The following is a 22,538-nucleotide window of genomic DNA, read 5'->3' as shown; positions in this document are numbered from 1 at the left end:
GCGGCAGAAGGTATTTTGTGGTATCACCTGGGAGCATCCCGCTGAAAAAATAATAACTAATTTCAGTAAGCTGGGACGTAGTCTTCACGTTACAGAAGAAGCTGTTTATACAGACAGCAATGAGTGGTCGTATTTAGTAATAGATACGATAATACAAAGTGGTACCACGGAAATTCCGCCTTTGTTATCCATTGGATAGCAAGGGCGTTTTTTATATATATTAACCACTTGACTACAAATGAAAGACGAGGAGAAAGATTATGAGTGGAATTATGATGATGGTAATCGCTATCGTAGTTCTGGGTGGCGCATATCTTCTGTATGGCCGTTACCTCCAGAACAAATGGGGAATTGACCCGAAAGCAAAAACTCCGGCTTACGAAATGGAGGATGGAGTTGATTATGTACCGGCTGATACCAATGTAGTATTTGGACATCAGTTCGCATCCATTGCCGGTGCCGGCCCGATCAACGGACCGATCCAGGCAGCCATTTTTGGATGGCTTCCGGTACTGCTTTGGATTCTGATCGGTGGTGTGTTCTTTGGAGCAGTTCAGGACTTTGCATCTATGTATGCCTCTGTAAAGAACAAAGGACGTACAATCGGATACATTATTGAAGCGTACATTGGAAAACTTGGAAAAAAATTATTCCTTTTATTCTGCTGGCTGTTCTGTATTCTGGTTGTTGCGGCATTCGCAGATGTTGTAGCCGGAACCTTTAACGGATTTGCCACAAATGATGCAGGAGAAGTGACAAAGGTAGTGGCAAATGGAGCTGTTGCAACAACTTCCATGTTATTCATTTTTGAAGCAGTTGGACTTGGATTTTTCCTGAAATACACAAAGTTCAATAAATGGGTAAATACTGCTTTTGCAATTGTGCTGTTGGTTGCAGCAATTGTGCTGGGACTGCAGTTCCCGATGTATGTAAGCCTTGGAACATGGCACATTATTATCTTTGTATATATTCTGATTGCTAGTGTAGCTCCTGTATGGGCGCTGCTTCAGCCACGTGATTATCTGAACAGTTATCTTCTGATCTTCATGATCGTGGGCGCTGTTATCGGTGTATTTGCAGCGAACCCGGCATGTAATCTTCAGGCCTTTACAAGCTTTAATGTAGATGGACAATACATGTTCCCAATCTTATTTGTAACAATCGCCTGTGGTGCAGTTTCCGGCTTCCATTCCCTGGTATCTTCCGGTACTGCTTCCAAGCAGATTAAAAATGAAAAGAACATGCTTCCAGTTTCATTTGGTGCAATGCTTATGGAAAGTATGCTTGCAATCATCGCATTGATCGCAGTTGCATCCTTTGGACAGGGCGAGGCAGCTGCACAGGGACTTACCACCCAGCCCCAGATTTTCGCAGGTGCGATTGCAAACTTCCTTTCTGTGATCGGTTTGCCTCACTCACTGGTATTTACATTGATCAACCTTGCTGTATCTGCTTTTGCGCTTACATCACTTGACTCTGTAGCCAGAGTAGGACGTCTGTCCTTCCAGGAATTTTTCCTTGATTCTGACACAGATGAGAAAAATATGAGTCCATTCCAGAAAGTAGTAACAAACAAATACTTTGCAACCATCATTACACTTGTACTTGCTTACCTGCTTACAAAGGTTGGATATGCAGAAATCTGGCCACTGTTTGGTTCTGCAAACCAGCTGTTATCTGTACTGGCACTGGTAGCCTGCGCAGTATTCTTAAAGAAAACCAAGCGTCAGGGCTGGATGCTTTGGGTACCAATGGTATTTATGATGGCAGTTACCTTTACCGCACTTGGAATGACAATTGTAAAGCTTTCCAAAGCATTTGTAACAACAGGTCTGGATCTTGGAAATTCTTTACAGCTGATATTTGCAGTATTACTGTTAATACTGGGTGTGCTGGTTGCAATCCAGGGTATTAAGAAGCTTTTGGAAAAACCGGAAACTGAAAAGAAAGCAGAACGGGTATAATAAGAATAACCCCGTCACAAAATAAGTCCCCAACGCAGTACATTTTACAGACTGCGTAGGGGACTGTTTTTTTACTTATTGCCTGTTATTGATTTTTTTGTTGAAGTACAGAAAGAAAATTACATTAAGCAAAATGCCTACCAGTGTGGAGGCAGGTGCTGCCAGACCGATTTTTGTCAGGCTGGCAGCAGGCTGAATGCTCATATAATATGACATTGGAAGACGCACCAGAAGTGTCTGGAACAATCCCTGAAACATAACCCATAAGGTCTGATTATTTCCGTTAAAATAACCAACCATACTAAACATAATTGCTGTTAAAATTGTTTCAGGCGCGAAGCCCTTCAGATACTCAAAGCCTTTCTGGATAACTGCTGCATCAGTTGAGAACAGGCTGGCAAGTACATCACCCTTCAATAGAATCAGAACAAAAACCAGACATCCGAATAGCAGTCCGACTCCGATTCCGGTGAACATGGACTGCTTTGCACGCTTCGGCTTTCCCGCTCCTACATTCTGGGAAACGAAGGATGCCATGGACTGCATCAGTGCGCTTGGAATCAGCATGGCAAAGTTTACAATTTTGCAGGCAACTCCATATCCAGAGGAGGCTTCCAGTCCCAATCTGTTTACAAATGCACAAAGTGCCAGGAAAGACATCTGGGTAAGAAATTCCTGGAGAGCCAGGGGCAGTCCGATTCCCAGAAAACGTTTACATTGGGAATTAAAACAGAAGTCGGATCTTTTGATGGAAAAGGGAAGCTTCTTTTTCAGCAGGATGACGATCGCACATACTACACTGACCGCCTGTGCGAAAACGGTTGCGAGAGCTGCGCCGGCGGCATCCAGATGAAGTCCTGCAACCAGAAATAAATCTCCGAAAATATTTACAATACAGGCTACCAGAACGAATAAAAGCGGCGATTTACTGTCACCAAGCCCGCGGAAAATAGCAGCAAGCAGGTTGTAGGCAACAATGAAGAAAATACCGCTCCCACAGATTCTTACATAGCTTGTGGTAAGTGAAACAGCCTCCGCAGGAGCCTGCATAAGCACGGAAATAGGGTGGGCGAAAACAATCATTACAATAAAAAGTATGGCAGAAATGACAGCAAAAACAACTGCAGCACCGCCAATAACAGAGCCAATTCGTTCCGGCTTTTTTTCGCCAAGATAGCGGGCTATGAGGACTGTGATTCCCATAGCAAACTGTGTCACCACAAAGGTAACAAGGTTCAGTACCTGGCTTCCGGTAGAAACAGCAGACAGTCCGGATGTAGAGCCGAAGCGTCCAACTACTAGAAGGTCTACGGCACCGTATGCTGCCTGCAGTACAAGGGCCCCAAAAATCGGAAGCATAAAAAGGGCAAGCTTTTTCAGAATGCTTCCCTGTGTAAAATCATTCTGTTCATTTGTCAAGGTCGATTCTCCTTTCACACATAATCTTATAAAATTTCTCCATGGTCCGGATGGTACACAGAATGTCCTCATCTGGAATACTGTCTACATAACCGGACAGGATAGTAAAGTACTGCTTATTGTACTTTTCGGAAAGGGCTTTTCCGGCTTCTGTGACAGTAAGATAAGTAACCCGGCCGTCCTCTGCAGATGCAAACTTTTTCACATAGCCTTTGGCTTCCATGTCCTTCACTGTACGGGTTACACCGGGACGTGGGAGGGAAAGAGCATCACTTACATCTGATACCTTCACTTGGATTCCCTGCTTTTCCAGCTTTTCAATGATATCCAGATATTGAATATAAGAAGATGCAACTCCATCTGGCAGAGGCGGCAGCATATCCCGGATCCGCTTGCCCTGATAACAGGCATCCATCATACGCTTGATAAGTTCAATGTCCATAGGTATTTCTCCTTACAAAAAAAATAATTACCACTATTAATTAACAGTGGTAATTATAATAAGAGCGAAAACTTTTGTCAAGAAAAATGTGTAATTACATATTTTGCATTGATTTTTTGGTTACTGTTTATTGGTAACATTTTGCGAGGTGTTTTTTGTAAGCAAAGCTCACAGAAAAACCGAGAACCTCGGCGCGAAATCATGCGAATGCATGATTTCTGTGCATCCCGAAGCGTGTTGCTGGTCACGGAGTGAACAGTAGCTTTTTTTGTGTCAAACTGAATGGATAAATTCCTCCACATAAAAAAGTGCAGCCCCGATCGCCGGCGTATACTGTCCATGTGTACCCACGAGAATCTGTTCTTCTTTCAGCTCAAATGGAGTCATGGAATTGATCTGCCGCAGCAGATAATCCGTGTCATCTTCCGTAAAATAAGGTGCCAGATATCCACTGATAATGATTGGTGCATCAATAACCAGATTCAGGTTTTTCATTGCAAAAGCCAGATGCTTGAGATAATCCTCCCAGATTTGTATAAGCTGAGGGGATTTTTTTTCTCTTAAAAGAGGGAAAAATTCCTTTACAGCCATGCCGCTGGCCTGTTCCAGAGAGTTAGCAGAGCAATAGGTTTCCAGACAGCCCCGGTTTCCGCAGTAGCAAAGCGGTCCGTCAGGGTTGACGCATATATGCTCGATTGTTCCGCTGTGCATAGAACGTCCCTGGTGAATCTGGTGATTGGTGATAATGGCACCGCCAAGATTTCGATTCAATAAAAGGACAACAGCGCTGTCAAGCTCCGGATGATTCCATAATTCCAGAAAAGCAGCTGATTTGGAGTCATGTTCCAGATGGCAGGGATAAGGCAGATGCCTGGAAAAATCCTTTAGACGCATACCGGTGTTGTTCATAATGTTTCCGTAGATAACAGTGGTATTATCCGGGGAAGTAATTCCCTGGGTAGCGATGGAAACCCCCAGAATTTTATTCTCCGGATACTGGTTTTTGTCAATAAAGTCCTTGACTTTGTCAGTGATCTGCTGGTAATACGCAGCTGTGTTTGAGTAGGTAAGCGGAATTGTATCCGTATAGACCGTGTTTCCGTACAGATCAATGGCGGTGATATGAAACATATTTTTTAATATTCCAACACCAATGGAAATTCTGAAATCCGAAACAATCTGAATGGCATTGGCCTTTCGTCCTCCGGTGGAATCAAAGTAACCATTTTTCTCAATCAGCCCTTCATTTTCCAGAAGATTTAAATTCTGGCTGACAGTAGACAGACCCATCTGCAGATCTTGAACGATCTGTAGCTTTGAGGTCAGTTTGCTCCGGTAAATGTATTGGTAAATTTTGGAACGGTTTATTTTCTTTAAAGCAATGGTGGTTAATCCTTTTTCACTCATGATGGTCTCCTGGTTATGTCTTTAGTACAACATAAGGTTAGTGACTGCTAATAAATATTCAAATAGGTAATGTTACTGTCCATTGGTAACAAAGCTTGTATTGCAGACTATGAAGTGAACAGTAATCATGTAATCTTTACTTTATCAGATAATGTTAAGTCTTACTTGCATTTTAGTATAGAACAGTTAAAAAAGCAATAAGCAGAAAATTACTGGTAAAACCATACAAAAATTAGAAATAAAAATTAGGATTTCTGTCAATGGATTTTTGAAAAGAAAAGATATATACTCAACTTACAATTAAGGCATACACATAAGTTAAAACAAAAAGAAACATAAAGAACAACAAAACAGATTGGGATTGAGAATCAGATCTGTACAATAAGAAAATTAGGGAGGAACAGAACATGAAATTAACATTAAACGGAATCAAAGAGCATGAAGCATGGGAAAATGCAGGAATTCAGCTTCCAGGTTATGATGTGGAGAAAATATCTGCCAAAGCGAAAGAAGCTCCGGTATGGGTACATTTTGGAATCGGCAATATTTTCCGTGTATTTATCGGTGGTATTGCAGACGGACTTCTGGAAGACGAAATTCTGGACAGAGGAATTACCTGTGTGGAGACCTTTGACTATGATGTAGTGGATAAGATTTATGAACCATATGACAATCTTGGATTAAATGTAATCCTTCATGGAGACGGAACCCGTGAATATAAGGTTCTGGGCGCTCTGGCAGAAGCTGTAAAGGCTCAGTCTTCAGACTTGGAACAGTGGAACCGTCTGAAAGAAATTTTCACCAGCAAATCCCTTCAGATGGCATCCTTTACCATCACGGAAAAAGGATATGCATTACATAAAGCTGACGGAACCTGGTTCCCATTTGTACAGGCTGATATCCAGAATGGTCCGGATAAGGCCACAGGTGCCATGGCAGTTCTGGTGGCAATGCTCTACGAGAGATATAAAGCAGGCGAATATCCGATCGCTCTTGTATCCATGGATAATTGCTCCCAGAATGGTGCGAAGCTTCGTGAGTCTGTGCTGACTATGACAGAAGAATGGAAGAAAGCCGGATTTGTAGATGATGGATTTATAAGCTATGTAAGTGATGAGAAAGTGGTTGCTTTCCCATGGACCATGATCGATAAGATCACACCTCGTCCCAGTGAGCAGATTGCAGCTGACCTTGAGAAGCTTGGCGTAGAAAGCATGCAGCCTGTTATCACAAGCAAGAAAACATATATTGCACCATTTGTAAATGCTGAGAAACCACAGTATCTTGTAATCGAGGACAGCTTCCCCAATGGACGTCCTGCTCTGGAAAAAGGTTTCGGCGTATACATGGCAGACAGAAATACAGTAAATCTTTCTGAGAGAATGAAAGTAACGGTATGTCTGAATCCGGTTCATTCTGCAACTGGTCCTCTTGGCGTGGTTCTTGGATATGACCTTTTTGCCCATATGCTGAATACAAATGAAGACATGATGAAAATGGCACGTATGGTAGCCTATAGTGAGGGACTTCCGGTAGTTGCTGATCCTGGAATCCTTTCCCCACAGGCATTTGTGGATGAGCTTTTTAACGATCGTTTCCCAAATGAATACCTTGGCGATACCAACCTTCGTCTTGCTGTGGATGTATCCCAGATGGTTGGAATCCGTTTTGGAGAGACTGTAAAGGCATATGTGAAGAGATTCGGGAATGCATCTAAGCTCACAGCAATTCCTCTTGGAATCGCTGGCTGGTTAAGATATATGCTGGCAGTGGATGATGCAGGGAATAAATATGAACTGGCACCAGATCCGATGAATGAGGAACTCCAGGAACAGTTAAAGGATATTGTTATTGGAAAGCCTGAGACTTTTAAGAATCAGCTGAAACCGATCCTTTCTAACGAGCGCCTGTTTTTCACAGATCTTTACAAAGCTGGTGTGGGAGAGAAGATTGAGAACATGTTCAGGGAAATGATCGCAGGGCCGGGAGCTGTGAGAGCTACAATTCATAAATATGTTACAGCGTAATAAATTTATCTGGGATGCACTATGCTGATAAGTCCCGAATATAGGATAGCAAAAATGCGGGTGTTGTTATCTGTTTAACTGTAGACTATTGAATGAGAAATTTGGGGAGGAAATACAAAATGACAGAACCGGTATTTGTGGCAGAGTCAGCCAGACTGCTGATCGCGGCAGGGACAGGAATTATATTGCTTCTGCTTCTTATCATTAAATTTAAGATTCATCCGATTTTATCACTGCTGATTTCAGCATTGGTTATTGGGCTTGGAGCCGGAATGCCGGTTCCAACTCTGGTAAGTACAGTGGAAAAAGGTGCTGGGGATACCCTTCAGGGCATTGTCCTGTTAATTGGACTTGGCTCTTTGTTTGGAGGAATCCTGGAAGTATCCGGAGGTGCACAATGTGTTGCCCAGACGTTGATCAATAAATTCGGCGAGAAAAAATCCGGAATTGCACTGGGAATCACAGGGCTGGTAGTTGGTACAACCGTATTCTTTGAGGCTGGTGTGGTGATTCTCATTCCACTGGCATTTGGACTTTCAAAAAAGACAAAGAAATCTACTTTATATTATGTGATTCCTCTTCTGGCAGGACTGGCCACAGGCTTTGCCTTTATTCCACCATCTGCCGGCTCTGTTCTGGTGGCGAATATGCTGAACGTGGATCTGGGAGTTATGATTGCAGTAGGTGTGCCTGTTGGAATTTTGTCACTGATTTTTGCAGGTATTTTATGGTCAAAATTTATCGGCAGTAAAATTGATGCAGGGCTTCCTTCAAATATTCAGGAAGTTCGGGAAGCCGAAGAAGGTAATCTTCCGAAGTTTTCTACCGTGTTATGCATTATTCTTGTACCGTTGGTATTGATTTTGTGTAACACAATTTCAACTTATATTCCCGGGATTGATCCAGTGAGACCAGTACTGGAATTTCTGGGAACTCCATTTGTAGCACTGATCATAGCTGTGCTGTGTGCCATGTACTTCCTTGGTAAAAAACAGGGATATGATGGAGAACAGTTAAAGAAAATCCTGGACCGTTCCCTGCGCCCTACAGGACAAATCCTTCTTGTAATTACTGGCGGCGGAATTATCCGCTGGGTGCTCCAGGACTGCGGTATGGGAAATATTATCGGACCAGCCCTTGAAAAAAGCGGTCTTCCATTAGTATTGGTTGCTTTTCTCATCGCAGCACTGATCCGCGCGTCTGTTGGAGCTGCTGTGGTAGCCATGACAATGGCAGCCGGAATCATGGCCGCTATGCCTGGAGTAGCAGGACTGTCACCACTTTATCTGGCGGCTATGGTCTGTGCCATCAACGGAGGCGCGACCGCTTTCAGCCATGTAAATGATTCAGGCTTCTGGCTGGTCAGCTCCCTTCTTGAGATTGATGAGAAGACGACCTTGAAATCCTGGACCATGATGGAAACTATCATTGGAATTACAGGTCTGGTCTGTGCGATTGTGCTCAGCCTGTTTGCGTAGGAGCGTGAAAGCGATGAAAATAAAAGTAATATTGGGAACTATGCAGAATGCAAGTAAACTGGTCAGTATTGCAGGATCAATTGCATATGATGTGGATTTGTGTTATGGCCGTTACATAGTAGATGCGAAATCCATGCTTGGAGTCTTAAGCCTGCCGGATTTTGCATATGGAGAATTGCAGATTCCAGTTGAAAGCGAAGTGGAAAAGAAGCAGATTTTAGAAAAGCTGGACGAAGCCGGGCTGTTATATGAGAAAAAGCAGGAGGAAAAATAATGTTAAGGGAGCAGTTAAATGGAATTCAGCATGTAGGAATTCCCACAAATGATATAGAAGCAACCATTGAATTTTATGGAAAGCTTGGATTTGAGGTCGCTTTGCAAACTGTCAATGAGGAAGCAAATGAGAAAGTTTCATTTCTCAAGCTGAATAATCTGGTAATTGAGACCTATGAGAATAAAGCCGCAAAAATGGAATCAGGTGCTATTGATCACGTCGCAATTGATGTAAAAGATATCGAAAAAGTATATGAACTGATCAATCAGGCGGATCTGAATACCACCAGGGATATAATCCATTTTTTACCATTCTGGGAAAATGGTGTCAGATTTTTTACAATTGAGGGGCCGAATAAGGAAAAGATAGAGTTCAGCCAGTATCTGTGATTCCCCAGCGGGAACATCAATTACCCATCCGTAAATCAAAATGCCATCACACTTGGAGTATCCGGTGTGATGGCATTTTGAAATTGCACCTTTTCCACGGGGAACAGAAGCCTTGTCAAGAAGTGCGAATACTTTAGTGAGTTCGGAACCTGGATTAGAGTTTTTTTGATTTCCAAAGGATTCAGTATCCCATCATGTTCCAGAACAATGTCAATTTCTCTGGCATCTTTATCACGGTAGTAATACATATATGGTTCTTGTCCACAGTTCAAATAGGTTTTTGCAATTCTACAGAAAAAACGGCTGATTTTATATTATATGCAAGATTAGCCGAAACATTCTTTCGAAAATAGAAGTGGAAATGTTAATCATATTAGTTATTGACGAAAAGCATAGCTGAATATATTATGAAAATAATGATGAAATATGTGATTTTACAGATGACATAAAGGAAATAAATAAAAATGAATGATATGTACATTAGCAGTTGTAATACTACACAGCAAAATAGAAATGAATAAAAGTGGGTGACAAAAGTTATGATTGACGATCCTTTTTCAGATTTACTGAAAACAAACAAGCGCAAAGAAAATATCTCCAAATTAAACGATGATCTTGCCTATGAGATTCTTTCCGTGGTGGAGGAAATTCCGGCGGGGAGAGTGGCAACCTATGGACAGATCGCAAAGCTGATCGGGCGGGAGAAGAATTCCAGATTGGTGGCGAGGGTGCTGTCTCATGTAGGAAATTATGGGGAGTTTCCATGTTATCGGGTGGTGAATCATATGGGAAGACTGGCGCCTGGTTGGGCGGAGCAGGAGTGGCTGCTGAAAGGGGAAGGAGTTACTCTGAAAGAAAATGGTTGTGTAGATTTGAAGAAATATTTGTGGGAATGTTGATTTTAGAAAGGGTGTATAACGATAAAGAAAAATCTAAAACGAATACGGAATATATTTTTATGGTTTTTACTTATTGTAGTTCTGGTGAATGTTTTTGCACCGCTGTATTGCAGGAAGCCAGATGAAAAATTTGCGGAAACGCTGAAACAGACAGAATTTACTTCCGATACGCCAGGGGGCGAACGGATCCGCTGTATTGATGACAATGAAGAGGCACTTTTGTGGAGACTGCGGATGATTGGAGCAGCGAAGAAGAGTATTGTGCTGGCAACCTTTGATCTGCGGGCGGATGAAAGCGGAACGGATCTTCTTGCGGCGCTGAATCACGCTGCTGAAAAAGGTGTGGAAATCAAGCTCTTAATTGACGGAATTTACCAGCAGTTGTTCTTGAATGGAAGCAAGGAATTTCAGGCACTTGCGTCGCGGGAAAATGTGGAGGTAGGTGTTTACAACCCGGTGAGCCCGGTTGGCTTATTTAAGCTCAATTACCGTATGCATGATAAATATGTGATTGTGGATGACAAAATGTATCTGCTGGGTGGCCGCAACAGCAATGATATTTTCCTTGGAGATTATACCTCAGATATCAATGTGGATCGGGATATTCTGGTATGCGATACAACAAATGGAAAGGGTGAATCCCTGCAGGAACTGGAAGCATATTTTCAGCAGATTTGGAATGAAGATTGCGTGAAAATAAAGGGTGGAAGAAAAAAGAATAGTTCGGAAATTTCTGTGTCAGAAGAAGCGGCAGATGACAGTGAGGGTGCAGAAAGTGATTCGAAAAACTCGAATGTTGTGAATGGAATACCGAATGCTGAAAATGAAATAACAGACGAGACACAGGAAAAGCTTTCAAAGTACGAAAAACAGTACCAGTCTTTAGAAATGCGTTACGCTTCCCTGAAAGAAAAATACACCGATATTGAAGATTACAGCTCCTGGCAGGAGGATACCATTCCGGCGAATAAAATTACGCTTGTCAACAATGGAACCCATGCAGGCCCCAAAACGCCTCTGGTACTTCAGACAATCCGCTATCTGGCGCAGAACGCAGACAATGTAACAATCCAGACCCCATATGTGATCTGCAACGGATACATGTACGACACTTTAAATGAAATCGCGTCCCATGCCCGGTTAAAGATCATTCTTAACGCAGTAGAAAAAGGTTCCAACCCCTGGGGCTGCACCGACTACCTGAATCAGAAAAAGAAAATCCTGAATACCGGTGCCGATGTATATGAGCTGATGAACGAGGTTCCAGTTCACACCAAAGCAGTCCTGCTTGACGACCGACTCTCTGTCGTCGGATCCTATAATCTGGACATGAGAAGTACTTATCTGGATACGGAATTAATGCTTGTTATCGACAGCAAAGAACTGAATCAGCAGATTCAGTCCACGGAAGGTACTTACATAGAAAAAAGTAAAGAAGTTCTGTCAAACGGACAGGAGACCGAAGGGGCACAGTACGAAACGAAAGTGCTGAACTGGCAGAAAAAGCTGTTCTATGGAGTATTAAGAATTATAATAAGACCATTGCGCCAGTTGCTGTAATTTATAGCGTGTTGATTCTTTTGAGACGGCTTTTGCCGTCTCTCTTTTTCTATTTGCCCACAGGAAAATGACAGCTATGTAAAGAAATGGAAAGAAACTTGAAAAAAACAGGTGAAAAATCAGGTAAATAGCAAAATAGGAATTGATTTTTTGTATAAAAGCAGTTAGAATGACCTGTGGGGATAAAATATATTCCCATAAAATCTAAGAACAAAGGCAGGTGAACAGAATGGATAGTTGCGATTCTCATGGGCGAAGTAGTTGCATAGGATGGAAAAACGAAATGACAGATGAGCATCGTGCACATTCTGTTCTTCTTTTCATGTAAAAGGCGCATTGCGCTTAAGAACACTGTTTCATTTCTTTTTTCTATCCTATGAGTTCTTCAGAAGAATCCAATATTCCCTAGAACCTGTTTGAAAAAGCATTCCCGCAATCTGCACGCTCCACTTTGCAGTATATTTTACCCGAATTCAGTTGCCGCAGCTCGCTATGGTGTTCTCATCCGGGCAAAATCCCCCACAAATTGTGACGTACATCTTGCAGAAAACCTTTTTCAAGCACGCTCAAAGAACAGAAAAGCTACACGCTAGAATTCTGTTTAAATACGGATTTTACTGTCCGTAAAAACGGACTTTGTATAAGTCTGTCAAAAATACATAAGATAAACACCTGGAAATGGTGAACTGTCTTATTGTCAGATTGGAGAAAGTAGGATGGAGAAAAGAGTGCAGGACTACACCCAGGACATTCTGGCTGTAGTAAGAAGTAATACCTCTCCGGCAGCTATGAGCGATAAGCTGGGAGATTTTCATGCCAATGACATTGCAGATGCAATGCCGAGGCTGACTGTTCAGGAACGCTGCAAACTGTATCGTATTCTGGAACTGGATATGCTGTCCGATATTTTTGAGTATACGGACTCAGATAATGCAGCAGAATATGTGAAAGAGATGGATGTAAAAAAAGGTGCAGCCATTCTTTCACGCATGGAGACTGATGCCCTTGTAGAGGTTCTTCATAAGATTGATAAAGCCAAAAAGAAATTGCTGTTCGAATTAATGGATGATGATGTCCGCCACGATATTGAGATGATCGCTTCCTTTGATGAGGATGAAATCGGCAGCCGTATGACGACTAACTGCATTATCATTCGTGAGAACCTGACTGTGAAGCAGGCTATGAACAGCCTTGTAGAGCAGGCTGCTAAGAACGATAATATTTCCACAATCTTTGTGGTAACCGAGTCACAGAAATTTTACGGAGCCATTGATCTGAAAGACCTGATCATTGCAAGACAGGATAAATCCCTGGAAGATCTGGTGGCAACCTCTTATCCATATGTATATGCCGAAGAGGATATTGACGACTGTATCGAAGAACTGAAAGCGTATTCCGAGGATTCCATCCCCGTGCTGGATAATGACAACCGCCTTTTAGGTGTTATCACATCTTCCAATATCATCGACCTGGTTGATGATGAAATGGGAGAGGATTACGCCATGCTGGCAGGTCTTACCGCAGAGGAAGATCTGAAGGAACCGCTGAAAGAGAGTATGAAGAAACGTATGCCATGGCTGATCGTTCTTCTTGGTCTTGGAATGGTTGTATCCTCTGTAGTTGGTGTCTTTGAGAACGTAGTTACCCAGCTTCCCATCATCATGGCCTTCCAGTCCCTTATATTGGATATGGCCGGAAACGTCGGTACGCAGTCCCTGGCTGTTACCATCCGTGTCCTGATGGATGAGTCCCTCACCGGCAAGCAGAAGCTGGAACTTGTATTTAAAGAAATGCGGATTGGCCTTTGCAATGGTGCGTTGCTTGGTATATTGTCCTTTGTACTCATTGGACTTTACATTTACTTATTTAAAGGAAAGACTTTGGTATTTGCATACGCCGTATCCGGCTGCATCGGAGTCGCCCTGCTTCTTGCAATGCTGATCTCCAGTGCCGTAGGTACCTGTATCCCACTGTTTTTCAAAAAAGTAGGTGTAGACCCTGCCGTAGCCTCTGGCCCATTGATCACCACCGTCAACGACCTTGTTGCTGTTGTGACATATTATGGACTTGGATGGGTATTCCTCATCGGAATCCTTCACCTGGCAGGTTAATAAGATTGTATATTGAAAGCTCTTTGGGAAGTTAATAAAAATTCCTAAAGGGCTTTTTTATGGTTAAAAAGTTCTTCAGGAGGGACGCATTTGGACAATGTGTATTACTCACTCGCCGGCGCAACGCTCCACAATAGAAGCACCGCAACACCCCACAATGAAATTTGACAAACTCCAAGGAAAAAAGTAAAATATTAATAACTATGCAGAAACATGCATACTACAGATTTTTTCAAAAAGAAATTATAATAAAAATACGAAGAAGCGAGGATGGACCGAAATGAATACATGGGAAGCAAACATTCGTAAAGTAGTACCTTATACACCCGGCGAGCAGCCCAACCAGCCGGACATGATCAAGCTGAACACAAACGAGAACCCATATCCCCCTGCACCAGGCGTGGAGAAAGCATTACACGGGATTCAGCCAGATACCCTCCGCCTTTATCCGGATCCTACAGCTGGCGATCTGGTACATGCAATTGCCCGGAACTATGGACTGAAAGACGAGCAGGTTTTTGTAGGTGTTGGCTCAGATGATGTACTTGCCATGAGCTTCCTCACCTTCTTTAACTCAGATAAACCGATCCTTTTTCCAGATATCACCTATTCTTTCTATGACGTATGGGCGGATCTTTTCAGAATTCCATATGAATGTAAAGCTCTTGATGAGAACTTCTGTATCCGCAAAGAAGATTACTTCGGAGAAAACGGCGGAATTATTTTTCCGAACCCCAATGCACCTACAGGAGTGGAGCTGCCCCTCGGTGACATCGAGGAGATTCTCTTACACAACCGGGACGTCATTGTGATCGTAGATGAAGCATATGTAGATTTCGGAGCGAAATCAGCACTAGAGCTTATAGAGAAATATGACAATCTTCTGGTAGTTCAGACCTTCTCCAAATCCCGTTCCATGGCTGGAATGCGTATCGGCTTTGCGTGCGGCAATCCACAGCTGATCAGATTTCTGAACGATGTAAAATATTCCTTCAATTCTTACACTATGGATCGTACCACTCTTGCAACCGGTGTGGCAGCTATCCAGGATAAGGCATATTTTACAGAAACCTGTGAGAAGATCATTGCTACCAGAGAATGGGCGAAGAAAGAACTGGCTGCCCTTGGTTTCACATTCCCGGATTCTAAGACCAACTTTATCTTTGCTTCTCACAAAAGCTGTCCGGCCAAAGAAATTTTTGAGGCCCTTCGTCAGGAGCATATTTATGTAAGATACTTCCCGAAGCCGAGGATTGACAATCATTTGCGGATCACTGTAGGGACTCAGGAAGAAATGGAAAAATTAATACATTTTCTGGAAAAATATCTAAAAAATCATAAATAAGTGAAAAATATCTGTTTGAACGAAAATTCTGTTCTGGTGATTTTTTTAATACGCTCTGGAGCCTGTGTGAAAAATACTCCGGAACAGGAAGCTCAGAACGACAGGAGTAAATATGAAATATAAGAAATTATTGAAAAAAGCAGCTGTAAGTCTGTTACTTGCCCAGTCCCTGATTTTTACAGGCTTGCCCATTCAGGCAGCAGATATTGCCGGGCAGGGTATGGTCTGGACAGAACGTGCGGAAATGGAAAATGCAGGAGACACTGTATCCGCTGTGTCGTCTGATAAGATGGCTGCGGAAGAGTCTTATGTGCAGGATGATTTTTCAGCAGGTGATGATCTGTCAGGGAGCGGAAGCACTTTAGATGATGCCGGTCAGGCTGGCAATGGAAGTGCAGAAGATGATGACAGCCAGGCTGGCAATGGAAGTGCAGAAGATGATGACAGCCAGGCTGGCAATGGAAGTGCAGAAGGCGATGCCGGCCAGGCTGGCAATGGAAGTACGGAAAACGATGCCGGTCAGCCAGGCAATGCCAGCTTCATAGGCATGACAGATGGAAATCCCTCCCAATCGGAAGACCTGTCAGACGGTTTCTCAGATGGTGGTACTGATGAACTTCAGGAACAAGATTCTGGCTTTGGCAGCATGGATCCGGATTCTGCCGAAGAAGAGAAAAGTGAAGACAATCTGACCGATGCGGAGATTGAGGCTCAGCTGGAGCCGATTCGTGAGCTGCAGCCCATAAGCTATGTAGACCCGCCATCTGGCAACGGGAATGGTGATACAGGAAGCGTAGGTGCTGCCAGAGCTGCGTCTTATCCTGCGAATTACGATCCCCGAAGCAGTATTTCCATCCCGGTAAGGAATCAAAAGCCTTCCAATATGTGCTGGGCATACACATTGGCTGCCAACCTGGAAATCTCATTTTTGCAGGCAGGAGCTGGACTGTTTGATCTGTCAGAAGAACATCTGGCATATTTCTTTGCCCACCGAATGAACGATCCCCTTGGAAATACGGCTAATGACAAAAACGAGGTTCTCCATTCATACAGAGATGGAGGAAATCAGACCCTGGCTGCCATTTTTCTGAGTACGTGGAGCGGTATGGCTTTGGAATCCCAGGTTCCTTATGAGACAAATGCAGATCATACCCTGGACTCTGACAAGGTGCCGTCCTCCCAAATGGCATATCAGACCACAGCATATCTGGAAAATGCAGCGTTTTCCTCTTATTCTGTAAATAACATTAAAAGTCTGATATCAGAGTATGGGTCTGTTTCCATGTCCTTTGGAATGTATGATACCTATTATAATCCGTATACGTATGCATACAGCTACCCGGGAAGTGCAGGCGTGAATCATGCAATAACCCTGATTGGATGGGATGACAATTATTCCAGGGAAAATTTCAATTCTGCCAGCAATGTTACTTCAAACGGGGCATGGATCGCCAGAAACAGCTGGGGAGATGACTGGGGAGAAGCCGGTTATTTTTATATTTCCTATGAGAATAAATGTAATTATAATATTGTAGCAGCGGAAGCCACCACCAGTCCGAAGTACCGGAACAACTATTTCTATGATGGTTCCAGTGCACTGAGCAAACTGAAGCTATATCCTTCTGGCAGCAGTGGGATTTCCTCCATTGCCAATGTTTTTCAGGCAAAAGCTGGAAATGGGAACGGAGAAGCCCTTGGAGAAGTGGTCCTGGCTACTTACACTGACGGAGGGAGCTACAGCATTCAGATCTATACAAATCTGAAGGATAAGAGCAATCCGGTAAGCGGAACTCCGGCCTATGCCAATCCGGTTACTTTTTATCAGGAACATGCCGGTATTTCCACGGTGGAAGTGCCAGAGGTAAATCTGATGAATGGAACCCTTTATTCGGTAGTGCTCACCAATATCGGTTCCGACACAGTGGAATACTTGTGCGAGACTAACAGTGCTTATGACTGGGTGGAGTTTCAGGCTGGTCTGGAGGCGGATCAGAGCTTCTGTTACCATGAGAAAAATGGATGGAGTGATTTTTCCAAAACAAGTCCAAGTGCCTGTGCAAGAATTAAAGCTCACACAAGAACCTTGAGCAGTGCAGTGAATGTAACCAGACCTGCTTCCTTTCAGGCTGCGGCCCACGCCTATAACCAGATCAGTCTGACCTGGAGTAAAGCAGCTGGAGTTTCCGGATATCAGATCTATAGAAGAACCTCCGGCGGAGAGTATCAGAAGGTAGAGACAGCCTCCTGGTCAGATACTTCCTGGACAGATACGAAAGTTCAGCCGGGAATTACGTATACATACAAGATCCGTGCGTACAGTATGGTGAACGGTACTGCGAAATATTCCGATTATACTGCGGAAGCTGCTGCGAAGACCGTGCTTGCCACTCCGTCAGTGTCGGTGAAGGTTTCTTCCGGACTTTACAATACAGTAAACTGGAATAAGATTTCCGGTGCAGCTGGCTATGTGGTTTACAGGAAAACATACTCTGGAAAATGGACGAAGCTTGCAAACATAAAGAAAGTAGCTACTACATCCTACAAAGATAAAAAGATAAAATCAGCTACCGTTTATGAGTATACAGTAAGAGCTTATTGTACTGTGGATAAGAAAACAGTGGCAAGCAGTTACAAGTCCAGTGGAACGTATAAATCAGCACCCTCCAGGCAGACCGTCTCATCGGTTTCCAATACGAAGAAAGGTCTGAAATTAAAGTGGAAGGCACAGAAGAAGTGTGATGGTTATTACATTTACAAAAAAACCGGAAACGGAAAATATAAGCTGGCGGCTACTATTAAGAAGGGAAAAACTTCCACCTGGACAGATACGAAGGTGAAAAAAGGAAAGAAGTACCGTTATTATGTGCGTGCTTATGTAAAAGAGCCAAATGGTGTTGTAAAGGGAAAGTATAAAGCATCGGCGGCTGTTACAAGAAAGTAGGAAATCAATTACAGAGAAGAAACAGAATCTGCAGTAAAGCATTGTGAAATAGAAGACAGTTTATAGTAAAAACTATGATGGCTTTTATGTGACAGAATATTTAGATACTAGAGCGTGTTTGAAAAAGCATTCCCGCAATCTATACGCCCCACTTTGCGGTATATTTTGCCCGAATTGTGACGCACATCTTGCAGAAAGCCTTTTTCAGACACGCTTTAAAAAACGGAAGCCCATTACATGAGCTTCCGTTTTAACATTTCTGGATTAGATGAATATTTAAGTGCAGTTTCTTTTGTGATCTGGCGGTTTCGATAAAGCTCCAGCAGGCTGTTATCCATGGATTTCATGTCCGCCTGGGAGGAAGAGGCGATTACACCGTCAATCTGATAAATCTTGTTGTCGCGGATCATATTTCGGATGGCAGGGGTAAGCCGCATAATCTCAAAAACCGGAATATTGTGTCCATTCACATCCGGCACCAGCTGTTGGGAAATAACAGTCTGCAGAACCATGGAAAGCTGAATGGCAATCTGATGCTGCTGGCTGGGCTCGAAAACATCCATAATACGGCTGATGGTATTGGCAGCTCCTGTAGTGTGAAGGCTGGAAAGAATCAGATGTCCGGTCTCAGCAGCAGTCATGGCAGTCTGGATAGTCTCGTGGTCACGCATTTCTCCAAGAAGGATCACATCCGGGCTCTGACGCAGGGTGGCACGCAGGGAAACCAGATAATTGGCAGTATCCGTACAGATCTCGCGCTGGCTGACAATGCATTTGTCATGTCTGTGCAGGTATTCCAATGGGTCTTCCAACGTGATGATATGGCCTTCACGGCTGTGATTGATCTTGTCGATGATACAAGCCATGGTGGTGGATTTTCCGCTTCCGGCAGGACCTGTGATCAGAACCATTCCCTTGGTAAGATCAGCGGCTTCCATAACGGCTGGAGGAATGTGCAGATCCTGCGGATCAGGCAGATTAAATGCAATAATACGAATGACAGCGGCAAGAGAACCGCGCTGCCGGTATGTATTTACACGAAATCTTGAGAGACCCGGGATAGCCATGGAAAAGTCATCGTCACCGGTTTCCAGCATAGGTTCTATATTCCGGTCGTGAGCAAGCTTGTAAATGATCCGGATAAATTCATCTGTTTCCGGAGGCATGAGCCGTTCTTCAAAACCATCCAGTGTACAGAGCTTTCCGTCAATTTTTACGGAAAGGGGACGACCGGCAATAATAAATATATCAGAGGCTTTTTTCTGAGTGGCAAGCTCCAGAAAAGCCTTTACTTTTTCTTCCATAAAATTATTCTCCTTTGTAGACGGACTGGCTGTTGTCCGGATTCCAGTCTGCAGTTACAACCGTATTCCAGGAGAGAATCCCGGCGATATTGCTGCTGGTCACGTCCAATCCTGCATTAATGGTATCAGAAGCAACGTTATCAGAAGCAGTGGAATCAGCTGTACAGTCAGTCCGGAATACAGCAATTTTCACAGCCAGACTCTGGGTGTCGGAAAATGCTTTCGCATATTCAGCAGTATGTTCCTCTGAATCCCATTCTATATTCTCCTGTGAATTCAGATAATCGGAGACGAGCTGGTAATATGCAGTCTCTGTTTTTGCCTGTGCCTTAAATCCTTCCAATGCCTGAACCAGCTCGGAGTAAAAATCAGCTGCCTCACTGCAGGCATTATAATAAGCTGATGTCTGCTCCAGGGAAAGGCTGCTGGCGCGCAGATCCTGTCTGGAAGTACCATAGCCCAGCAGGGACAGGATCACCAGCATAAGAACTCCAAAGATTAGAAAAAGGGAAGGAATTCCAGTTGCGGAAAAAAGATGATTCTTCTCTTTCATGAATCTGCTTCCTCCTTTGCGGAAAAAACTGGAAAGCGAATTGTCTGGGTATAAAGACTGGTTTCCTCATTTGCATTCTGGAGTTTTTCAAAAGTGACCTGAACTTCTTTGACCTTGTCAGAAGCAGAGCAGACGAGCCTCATTTTATAAACCGCGCTTTCTTCGGAAGTATTCTGCCAGTGCTTGTCAAAATAATAGCAAATACTGTCCTGATCTGCAACTCCATCTGGCATCAGTGCCAGAAAATTTTGAACAGTGCCGTCAGTTCCTTCCAGAATTTCACCGGCGCTGGTGATAAGTTCCTGGATATGAGAGTCCTCCCGGGCATGTACCCTTGCCATGTAGGAAGCCGCAAACAGTCTTACGCAGACACCGCAGGTCAGCCCAAGAAAAAGAAGGACAAATATCATTTCCATAAGAAAGAGCCCGGATTTGGAATGGGTAGTGATTTTTTTCATAAAAACTTCCTTTCAGCACATCATTCAGAAGTGACCTGCCCCAAATTCAGGAGCCTGCGAATCAGGCAGGAACCCCTGGATGAAGCAGAAAACTGGAACAATGTCCATCTGTGTCCGTTAATGTGATTCTGTAAAAAGTGTTTTCTAAAGCGTCAATCTGGAAATCCTGAAGCTGTGCAAGGTTGGTCCCCATAGAAAGATCGGCCTGGGAATCCGATGCTGTAAAAAGCTCTTTTAAATGACTGCCATCAAAATAAATGTAAGTGCAGTAATCTTTCCCCTCAATAGCTTCCTGAAAGCAAAGAACCTGTGTTCCCTGAAGCTCTGTAAGGGAGGTCATTCCGGGAATATCGTGCTGACGAAATTTGGTAGTGATGTAAGAGGCTGCCGTATAAAGATTGTTATTAGTGTCCAGGCTTTTTACAGAGGCCTGATAGTTCCCGGCACCAAAAAGCATCAGAAATAGAAGAAACAGCACATACATTGCAAAAAGCAGCAGGGCTGCCAGTGAATCAATGCTGTGGTTCTTCCGGGTAAATCTGGAATTCATCTGGCACCTCCTTTTCTGGCATTTACCGGAAGTACGCTGATCGATGGCAGAAGATTGGATCCGTTTGGAACATATTCTACCACAAATTTCTCAGAATCATAGGTAATATGGTAATCTGAAAGCAATTCATCCAGGCTCTGAGGGTATTGGCCTGTGAGGGCGTAGGTGCGGATGGCACCTCCTTCAAGTGCCTGCGTTAAAGTAACCTGTTCTTTTTCCAGGGAATCAGTCTGTGTACGTGCAATTCCAAGATAGAAGATCAGGCAGAGGACTGCAGCGAACAGGATTGGAACAATAAAGCGGAAAATCCGCCTGACACGAATGAGTCTGGTTTCAAATATATCCATTTTCACTCTCCCTTACAGTTGTTATGCGATCATTTCAGATAACAGTCCCAGCAGCGGCATCATAACAGAAAGAAGGACCAGTCCTACCAAAATTGAAAGGACGATCACAATAGTAGGCTCCAAAATTGACACAATGTGGGAAACAGAGTCTGTGGATTTCTCTTCATACTGCTCAGCCAGTTTTTCCATTACTTCGTCAGATGCACCAGCCTGAAAACCAAGGGAGATCAGACGAAGCTCCATAGCCTTAAAAAGTCCGGATTCCGTGATGGCTTCTGTAAATCCATATCCTTCCGCGAGCTGCTTCTGAATGGAAGCAAGCTTTTCCCTGATCTCAGTCTGGGTAACCACAGCCCCTGCCAGCTCCACACAAAGCTCAGGGGAAAGTCCGCTTCGGATTCCCAGGGAAATACATTGGCAAAGACGACTGTAATCCAGATTTACCGGAATTTCCTTCATGCCGGGAAAACGGCAGACGATTTTGCGGATCAGTTCCTGCCCCTTTGGGTGAAGAACCAGGAAAAGGATAAAGCCGATCATCGCGGCCAGAAGAACAAGGAAGGCAGTAGAATAGCGGCTAAGTGTTTCGCCGATTCCAAGAAGGGCACCGGAGATCCCGCTCATTTCCAGTCCAAGCTGGCGGAAAACCTGGCGGAAAACCGGGAGAACCTTTACAAGAAGAATTACAATAACCGCAGTCATCATGCCCAGCATAACAAGGGGATAGGCGACTGCACTCTGAATCTGGTCTGTGATCTGAATCTCCTTCGCATAGAAAGCAGACAGACCCTTCATAACCTCATCCAGACAGCCAGTCTCTTCGCCGGTGCGTACATAAGCAGCAGCAGAAGCAGGAAAAGCACCGGATTGCTCCATGGCGTGCGCCAGGGAGCCGGATTCCTCCATGTCTTTATAAAGAAAGGTCAAAATTTCTTTGCCCCGTTCTGTCTGGCTGTCGTCATTTAAGATGGCAAGTCCCTCAATGGCGGACATTCCGGAACGTAATATGATGGAAAACTGTTCACAGAATTGGAACAGCTCCCGATTGTTTAATTTGGTAATCATATAAA

General features: G+C 43.7%; 21 protein-coding genes, 2 pseudogenes and 1 other annotated feature (1 of these 24 cut by a window edge). Of the genes and pseudogenes, 12 read left to right on the top strand and 11 right to left on the bottom strand.

Features of this window, described 5'->3' with window-relative positions:
* Positions 1-186, top strand: a binding site (T-box leader); it begins 68 nt to the left of the window's first position.
* 74 nt (positions 187-260) lie between these two features.
* Positions 261-1,964, top strand: coding sequence for a carbon starvation protein A (locus AB5Z12_RS02690; RefSeq protein ID WP_173716527.1), 1,704 nt, complete (start codon positions 261-263; stop codon positions 1,962-1,964).
* 75 nt (positions 1,965-2,039) lie between these two features.
* Here AB5Z12_RS02690 and AB5Z12_RS02685 read toward each other — a convergent pair whose 3' ends face one another.
* From AB5Z12_RS02685 to AB5Z12_RS02675, 3 genes are all read right to left on the bottom strand, one after another.
* The gene (locus AB5Z12_RS02685) at positions 2,040-3,383 is read right to left on the bottom strand and encodes an MATE family efflux transporter (RefSeq protein WP_368356741.1); all 1,344 of its coding nucleotides are present in this window, start codon (positions 3,381-3,383) and stop codon (positions 2,040-2,042) included.
* Complete coding sequence (locus AB5Z12_RS02680; RefSeq protein WP_227198892.1) at positions 3,373-3,825, bottom strand: MarR family winged helix-turn-helix transcriptional regulator; 453 nt, start codon at positions 3,823-3,825, stop codon at positions 3,373-3,375. Before AB5Z12_RS02680 ends, AB5Z12_RS02685 begins: the two co-directional genes overlap by 11 nt.
* Before the next feature lie 273 nt (positions 3,826-4,098).
* Complete coding sequence (locus tag AB5Z12_RS02675; protein ID WP_368356742.1) at positions 4,099-5,232, bottom strand: ROK family transcriptional regulator; 1,134 nt, start codon at positions 5,230-5,232, stop codon at positions 4,099-4,101.
* Between the two features lie 407 nt (positions 5,233-5,639).
* On the opposite strand from AB5Z12_RS02675, the gene AB5Z12_RS02670 reads away from it, so the two are divergent.
* The 4 genes from AB5Z12_RS02670 (at position 5,640) to AB5Z12_RS02655 (ending at position 9,400) form a co-directional block, all read left to right on the top strand.
* Positions 5,640-7,259, top strand: coding sequence for a mannitol dehydrogenase family protein (locus AB5Z12_RS02670; RefSeq protein ID WP_195590558.1), 1,620 nt, complete (start codon positions 5,640-5,642; stop codon positions 7,257-7,259).
* Between the two features lie 119 nt (positions 7,260-7,378).
* Positions 7,379-8,737, top strand: coding sequence for a GntP family permease (locus tag AB5Z12_RS02665; protein WP_368356743.1), 1,359 nt, complete (start codon positions 7,379-7,381; stop codon positions 8,735-8,737).
* Positions 8,738-8,750: 13 nt separating this feature from the next.
* Positions 8,751-9,011, top strand: a complete 261-nt coding sequence (locus AB5Z12_RS02660) for an HPr family phosphocarrier protein (protein WP_195379637.1) — start codon at positions 8,751-8,753, stop codon at positions 9,009-9,011.
* On the top strand, positions 9,011-9,400 hold the full coding sequence (locus AB5Z12_RS02655) for a VOC family protein (RefSeq protein ID WP_173770033.1): 390 nt from the start codon (positions 9,011-9,013) through the stop codon (positions 9,398-9,400). The genes AB5Z12_RS02660 and AB5Z12_RS02655 overlap by 1 nt, the downstream gene beginning before the upstream one ends.
* A 35-nt stretch (positions 9,401-9,435) precedes the next feature.
* On the opposite strand, the gene AB5Z12_RS02650 is transcribed toward AB5Z12_RS02655, so the two are convergent.
* Complete coding sequence (locus AB5Z12_RS02650) at positions 9,436-9,648, bottom strand: hypothetical protein (RefSeq protein WP_202017070.1); 213 nt, start codon at positions 9,646-9,648, stop codon at positions 9,436-9,438.
* A gap of 345 nt (positions 9,649-9,993) precedes the next feature.
* On the opposite strand from AB5Z12_RS02650, the gene AB5Z12_RS02645 reads away from it, so the two are divergent.
* The gene (locus AB5Z12_RS02645) at positions 9,994-10,299 is read left to right on the top strand and encodes an MGMT family protein (RefSeq protein ID WP_195590586.1); all 306 of its coding nucleotides are present in this window, start codon (positions 9,994-9,996) and stop codon (positions 10,297-10,299) included.
* 84 nt (positions 10,300-10,383) lie between these two features.
* Entirely contained in the window at positions 10,384-11,859 is a 1,476-nt protein-coding gene (locus AB5Z12_RS02640; RefSeq protein ID WP_368356744.1) for a phosphatidylserine/phosphatidylglycerophosphate/cardiolipin synthase family protein, read from the top strand.
* A 374-nt stretch (positions 11,860-12,233) separates the two neighbouring features.
* On the opposite strand, the pseudogene AB5Z12_RS02635 reads toward AB5Z12_RS02640, so the two are convergent.
* Positions 12,234-12,386, bottom strand: a pseudogene (locus AB5Z12_RS02635) (DUF6783 domain-containing protein).
* Between AB5Z12_RS02635 and AB5Z12_RS02630 the strand changes: the two are divergent.
* From AB5Z12_RS02630 to AB5Z12_RS02610, 5 genes and pseudogenes are all read left to right on the top strand, one after another.
* A pseudogene (locus AB5Z12_RS02630) lies at positions 12,336-12,452 on the top strand (DUF6783 domain-containing protein); the annotation flags it as partial. The pseudogenes AB5Z12_RS02635 and AB5Z12_RS02630 overlap by 51 nt on opposite strands.
* 123 nt (positions 12,453-12,575) lie before the next feature.
* Complete coding sequence (gene mgtE / locus AB5Z12_RS02625) at positions 12,576-13,970, top strand: magnesium transporter (RefSeq protein WP_148461056.1); 1,395 nt, start codon at positions 12,576-12,578, stop codon at positions 13,968-13,970.
* A 280-nt stretch (positions 13,971-14,250) separates the two neighbouring features.
* Positions 14,251-15,315 carry a histidinol-phosphate transaminase gene (hisC, locus tag AB5Z12_RS02620; RefSeq protein ID WP_237963195.1) on the top strand — a complete coding sequence of 355 codons (1,065 nt, stop codon included), beginning with the start codon at positions 14,251-14,253 and terminating at the stop codon, positions 15,313-15,315.
* 112 nt (positions 15,316-15,427) lie between these two features.
* Positions 15,428-18,256 carry a C1 family peptidase gene (locus AB5Z12_RS02615; protein ID WP_368356745.1) on the top strand — a complete coding sequence of 943 codons (2,829 nt, stop codon included), beginning with the start codon at positions 15,428-15,430 and terminating at the stop codon, positions 18,254-18,256.
* 88 nt (positions 18,257-18,344) lie between these two features.
* The gene (locus AB5Z12_RS02610; RefSeq protein WP_334297236.1) at positions 18,345-18,497 is read left to right on the top strand and encodes a DUF6783 domain-containing protein; all 153 of its coding nucleotides are present in this window, start codon (positions 18,345-18,347) and stop codon (positions 18,495-18,497) included.
* Here the strand turns inward: AB5Z12_RS02610 and AB5Z12_RS02605 are convergent.
* The 6 genes from AB5Z12_RS02605 to AB5Z12_RS02580 all read right to left on the bottom strand — a co-directional run bounded on the left by AB5Z12_RS02605 (position 18,490) and on the right by AB5Z12_RS02580 (position 22,533).
* Positions 18,490-19,560, bottom strand: coding sequence for a type IV pilus twitching motility protein PilT (locus AB5Z12_RS02605; protein ID WP_173717895.1), 1,071 nt, complete (start codon positions 19,558-19,560; stop codon positions 18,490-18,492). The genes AB5Z12_RS02610 and AB5Z12_RS02605 overlap by 8 nt on opposite strands.
* 4 nt (positions 19,561-19,564) lie before the next feature.
* A complete protein-coding gene (locus AB5Z12_RS02600; RefSeq protein WP_173717896.1) occupies positions 19,565-20,113 on the bottom strand; it encodes a hypothetical protein in 549 nt (182 codons plus the stop codon).
* Positions 20,110-20,571: a hypothetical protein gene (locus AB5Z12_RS02595; RefSeq protein ID WP_368356746.1), complete on the bottom strand. Its 462-nt coding sequence runs from the start codon at positions 20,569-20,571 to the stop codon at positions 20,110-20,112. Before AB5Z12_RS02595 ends, AB5Z12_RS02600 begins: the two co-directional genes overlap by 4 nt.
* A gap of 61 nt (positions 20,572-20,632) precedes the next feature.
* Positions 20,633-21,121, bottom strand: a complete 489-nt coding sequence (locus tag AB5Z12_RS02590; protein WP_173716506.1) for a DUF4860 domain-containing protein — start codon at positions 21,119-21,121, stop codon at positions 20,633-20,635.
* Positions 21,118-21,468 carry a hypothetical protein gene (locus AB5Z12_RS02585; RefSeq protein ID WP_118584198.1) on the bottom strand — a complete coding sequence of 117 codons (351 nt, stop codon included), beginning with the start codon at positions 21,466-21,468 and terminating at the stop codon, positions 21,118-21,120. Before AB5Z12_RS02585 ends, AB5Z12_RS02590 begins: the two co-directional genes overlap by 4 nt.
* A 21-nt stretch (positions 21,469-21,489) precedes the next feature.
* A complete protein-coding gene (locus tag AB5Z12_RS02580) occupies positions 21,490-22,533 on the bottom strand; it encodes a type II secretion system F family protein (RefSeq protein WP_173716505.1) in 1,044 nt (347 codons plus the stop codon).
* Positions 22,534-22,538 lie beyond the last annotated feature (5 nt).

This window comes from Ruminococcus sp. RTP21358st1_G6_RTP21358_211008 (genome assembly GCF_040908885.1).
Lineage (GTDB): Bacteria > Bacillota > Clostridia > Lachnospirales > Lachnospiraceae > Blautia_A > Blautia_A faecis.
This window is presented reverse-complemented; position numbering and strand designations above follow the sequence as displayed.